4 protein-coding genes and 1 pseudogene are annotated in these 3,665 nt (G+C 66.6%); 4 read left to right on the top strand and 1 reads right to left on the bottom strand.

Features of this window, described 5'->3' with window-relative positions; all coding sequences use genetic code 11:
* Positions 1 to 183 (top strand): annotated as a pseudogene (locus tag VFA16_RS04010) (fatty-acid--CoA ligase); the annotation flags it as partial.
* Positions 184 to 196: 13 nt separating this feature from the next.
* Positions 197 to 382 (top strand): (2Fe-2S)-binding protein, encoded by a 186-nt coding sequence (locus VFA16_RS04015; RefSeq protein ID WP_324966568.1) that lies wholly within the window; start codon positions 197 to 199, stop codon positions 380 to 382.
* A gap of 7 nt (positions 383 to 389) precedes the next feature.
* On the opposite strand, the gene VFA16_RS04020 is transcribed toward VFA16_RS04015, so the two are convergent.
* Positions 390 to 2,078 (bottom strand): alpha-keto acid decarboxylase family protein, encoded by a 1,689-nt coding sequence (locus VFA16_RS04020; protein WP_324966569.1) that lies wholly within the window; start codon positions 2,076 to 2,078, stop codon positions 390 to 392.
* 59 nt (positions 2,079 to 2,137) lie between these two features.
* Between VFA16_RS04020 and VFA16_RS04025 the strand changes: the two genes are divergently transcribed.
* Together VFA16_RS04025 and VFA16_RS04030 are read left to right on the top strand one after the other, a co-directional pair.
* On the top strand, positions 2,138 to 2,581 hold the full coding sequence (locus VFA16_RS04025) for an SRPBCC family protein (protein WP_324966570.1): 444 nt from the start codon (positions 2,138 to 2,140) through the stop codon (positions 2,579 to 2,581).
* Positions 2,581 to 3,665 (top strand): CaiB/BaiF CoA-transferase family protein (locus VFA16_RS04030; protein WP_324966571.1); only part of this gene is annotated, 1,085 nt, incomplete at its 3' end. The genes VFA16_RS04025 and VFA16_RS04030, both read left to right, overlap by 1 nt.

Here is a 3,665-nt window from a genome sequence, read left to right on the forward strand (position 1 = left end):
GCTTTCGACGATCCGCGAGAGGTGATGATCCTCCAGCAGATCGACAACGACGCCAATGCGCGGCGCTGGATCGACCATCCGGATGCGGCGGCGGAGTGGATGGACGGTGCGGGGAGGGGCGCCTACCCGCCGATGTTCATCGGTCGATTCCTTCACATGATGCGGATCGACGAGACGCACTGATCGGAACCAGCCGATGTATGTGTGCCTGTGCAACGGTGTCACCAGCCAGACCGTGGCCGACGCCGTCGCCAACGGCGCATCGACCACGAAGAAAGTCGCCGAGGCATGCGGCGCGGGCGCGGAGTGTGGCCGCTGCCGACGCACCGTGCGGGCGATCATCGCCTCCTCACGCACCGAATACAAAGCGCGGCAACGCTAACCGTGCGTTATCGGCGCGGGCTGCCGTCCGGCGATGTGGGCCGCGCGAGTTCGGCGAGCAGGTCGGGCACGTCGAAGCGGGGCACGACGACTTCGATGAACACCATCCGGTCTTGGTGTTCGGCGGCGGCGGTCAACGCATCGTCGAGCTCGCCGTAGGTCTGCGCCCGAAAAGTGAGGTGGTTCGTGACCCCCAGTGCGCGCGGCACGTCGGCCCACGTCCAGCTCGCAATGTCGTTGTAGCAGGCGGTTTTTCCGTGTATCGCCCGTTCGACCGTGTACCCGTCGTTGTTGACCACTACGATGACCGGCGTCAGGCCTTCACGGGAGAAGACGCCCAGCTCCTGGACGGTCAACTGAGCGGCGCCGTCGCCGATCAGCAGCACCGTCCGGCGATCCCGATGAGCCAGGCCAGCCCCGAGTGCGGCGGGCAGCGTGTAGCCGATCGATCCCCACAGTGGTTGGCCGATAAACGTCACACCCTGCGGAAGCCGGTGGCACGCCATCCCGTAAAAAGACGTGCCCTGGTCGGCGAGCACCACGTTGCCCGGCGTCAACGCGGCAGAAAGCCTGTCCCACAAGATCTTCTGATTCAACGGTTGCTCTCGCGGCGGATGCTCCACCGGGCCGCCGTCCGATGCCCGCGTGACCGGCGGAGACGTGATTCCGCGGCGAGCGACAATCGTAGCCAGCGCATCCAGTGCGGCCGACATTTCCAGCGGGGCGAACACCTGGCCCGCCACAGTGGTCTGATCCACGCCGACGTCGATGGTGCGGGCCGGGTCGATGCGCTGGCTGAAGAAGCTGCTGACCATGTCGGTGAACACCACGCCGGCCGTGACCAGCACGGGTGCTTCCTCGATCGCGCGGCGCACCGGCTCGGCGCTGGCTGCGCCCACGTAGATGCCGAGGAAGTTCGGGGCGCTCTCATCGACCAGGCTCTTGCCCCACATCAAGGTCGCATGCGGCACCACATCGGCCGACAGCAACGCCTCGAGTTGGGGAATTGCGTCGAGGCGATGGACGAGGTAATCGGCGAGCACGGTGACTTGGTGATCGGCGATGAGTTTGGTTGCGGCGTCGACGAAGAGCGAGAGTGCTCGGGGGCTCGTACCGCCGGTATAGCGCGGCAGCGGGGCCGCGGGCGGTTCCGCCGGAAAGCGCGCCACGTCGGTGGCCATCAGGATGTAGCCGGGTTGTTTTTGTTCCCGCACTTCCGCAAGCACCCGGTCGATCTCCCTGGTGGCAGTTGCCGGCATGAGCGCCGCTTGGGCACAAGTGATTTCGCGGCTGATCCGCAGGAAGTGCTCGAAGTCGCCGTCGCCGAGTGAATGGTGCAGCGCCCGACGCGTGCCCTGAGCGTCTTTGGACGGGCCGCCGACGATGTGCACCACCGGCACGTGCTCGGCGTAGCTGCCGGCGATCGCGTTGGCCGCCGACAGCTCACCAACCCCGAATGTGGTGACCACAGCAGACATTCCGCGCAGCCGCCCGTAACCGTCTGCGGCATACCCGGCGTTCAGCTCGTTCGCGTTGCCGACCCAGCGAAGAACCGGATGTGCGATGACGTGGTCGAGAAATTCGAGGTTGTAGTCGCCGGGCACACCGAAGATTTCGGAGACGCCGAGTTCCGCGAGCCGATCGAGCAGATAGTCACCGACCGTGTAGGAGGAATCTTCGGCGTCACTCACGACCACGACCGTACCCTCGGCCAAAAACACCCCGGGGACTGCCGCGTCTGGCTATGGTGCGGGCCATGGCAATCAAGGAAACTCGCGAAGTCGTCATCGAAGCAAGCCCTGAGGAGATCCTCGCCGTCATCGCCGACCTGGAATCGCTGACCGAGTGGTCGTCGGCGCACCAGAGCTCCGAAGTGGTCGAGAGGGGAGATGACGGCCGGCCGAAGGTGGCCCGGATGAAGGTCAAGGCGGCCGGCATCACCGACGAGCAGGTGGTGGCCTACACCTGGGGCGACAACACTGTGAGCTGGACGCTGGTCAGCGCCAGTCAACAGCGCGCGCAGGACGCGGTCTACACCCTGACACCGGAGGGCGACAAGACCCGGGTGAAGTTCGACATCACCATCGACCCGATGGTGCCGCTGCCCGGCTTCCTGCTCAAGCGGACCATCAAAGGGGTGATGGACACCTCGACCGAGGGATTGCGCAAGCGTGTGCTGAGCGTCAAGAAGGGTGGTTAGTGACCGGACCTTTGGCCGGGGTGCGGGTCATCGAACTCGGTGGCATCGGGCCGGGACCACATGCGGGGATGGTGCTCGCCGACCTGGGCGCCGATGTGGTGCGGGTGCGCCGGCCCGGCGTGGCGATCGCAAGCGCGGCGAAGCCGGGCGAAGCGGGTCGCCACCAAGCACGCGTCACGATGCCGCCCGAGGACCGCGACTTGGTGCACCGCGGTAAACGCATCGTCGATCTGGATGTCAAGGCGCAGCCGCAGGCGCTGCTGGGGTTGGCCGCCAAGGCCGACGTGTTGCTCGACTGTTTTCGGCCCGGCACCTGCGAGCGGCTCGGCATCGGTCCCGATGACTGTGCGGCGGTCAATCCCCGGCTGATCTTCGCCCGCATCACAGGGTGGGGACAGGAGGGACCGCTGGCCGCGACCGCGGGCCACGACATCAACTACCTGTCGGCCACCGGGGTGCTGTCCGCGCTCGGCTATCGCGACCGCCCGCCGCTGCCGCCACTAAACCTGGTCGCCGATTTCGGCGGCGGTTCGATGCTGGTGCTATTGGGCATCGTCGCCGCACTCTACGAACGAGAGCGGTCGGGCAAAGGGCAGGTCATCGACGCCGCGATGGTGGACGGCGTCAGCATGCTGGCGCAGATGATGTGGACGATGAAGTCGACCGGCGCCCTGCGCGACGAACGCGAATCGTTCCTGCTCGACGGCGGCGCCCCGTTCTACCGCTGCTATGAGACCGCTGACGGCAAGTACATGGCCGTCGGCGCCATCGAACCGCAGTTCTTCGCCGAGCTGCTGAGCGGTCTCGGGCTGAGCGCCGACGACGTGCCGGGGCAGTTGGACATCGGCGGTTATGGACGGATGCGCGAGATCTTCACCGCACGTTTCGCTGGCAAGACCCGCGACGAGTGGACCGAGATTTTCGCCGGCACCGACGCGTGCGTCACGCCGGTGTTGACGTGGAGCGAAGCCGCCGCCCACCCCCACATGACCGGACGTGGCACGGTGATCAACGTCGACGGCGTCGAACAGGCGGCGCCGGCGCCGCGGTTCTCCCGCACGGCCGCCGGAGCCGTTGGACCACC

The organism is Mycobacterium sp. (assembly GCF_035653355.1).
Classification (GTDB): domain Bacteria; phylum Actinomycetota; class Actinomycetes; order Mycobacteriales; family Mycobacteriaceae; genus Mycobacterium.

What these genes read in the sequence shown, in the direction of transcription:
- VFA16_RS04015 (WP_324966568.1), top strand. Translation starts at nt 197, where the DNA reads ATGTATGTGTGCCTGTGCAACGGTGTCACCAGCCAGACCGTGGCCGAC.
- VFA16_RS04025 (WP_324966570.1), top strand. Translation starts at nt 2,138, where the DNA reads ATGGCAATCAAGGAAACTCGCGAAGTCGTCATCGAAGCAAGCCCTGAG.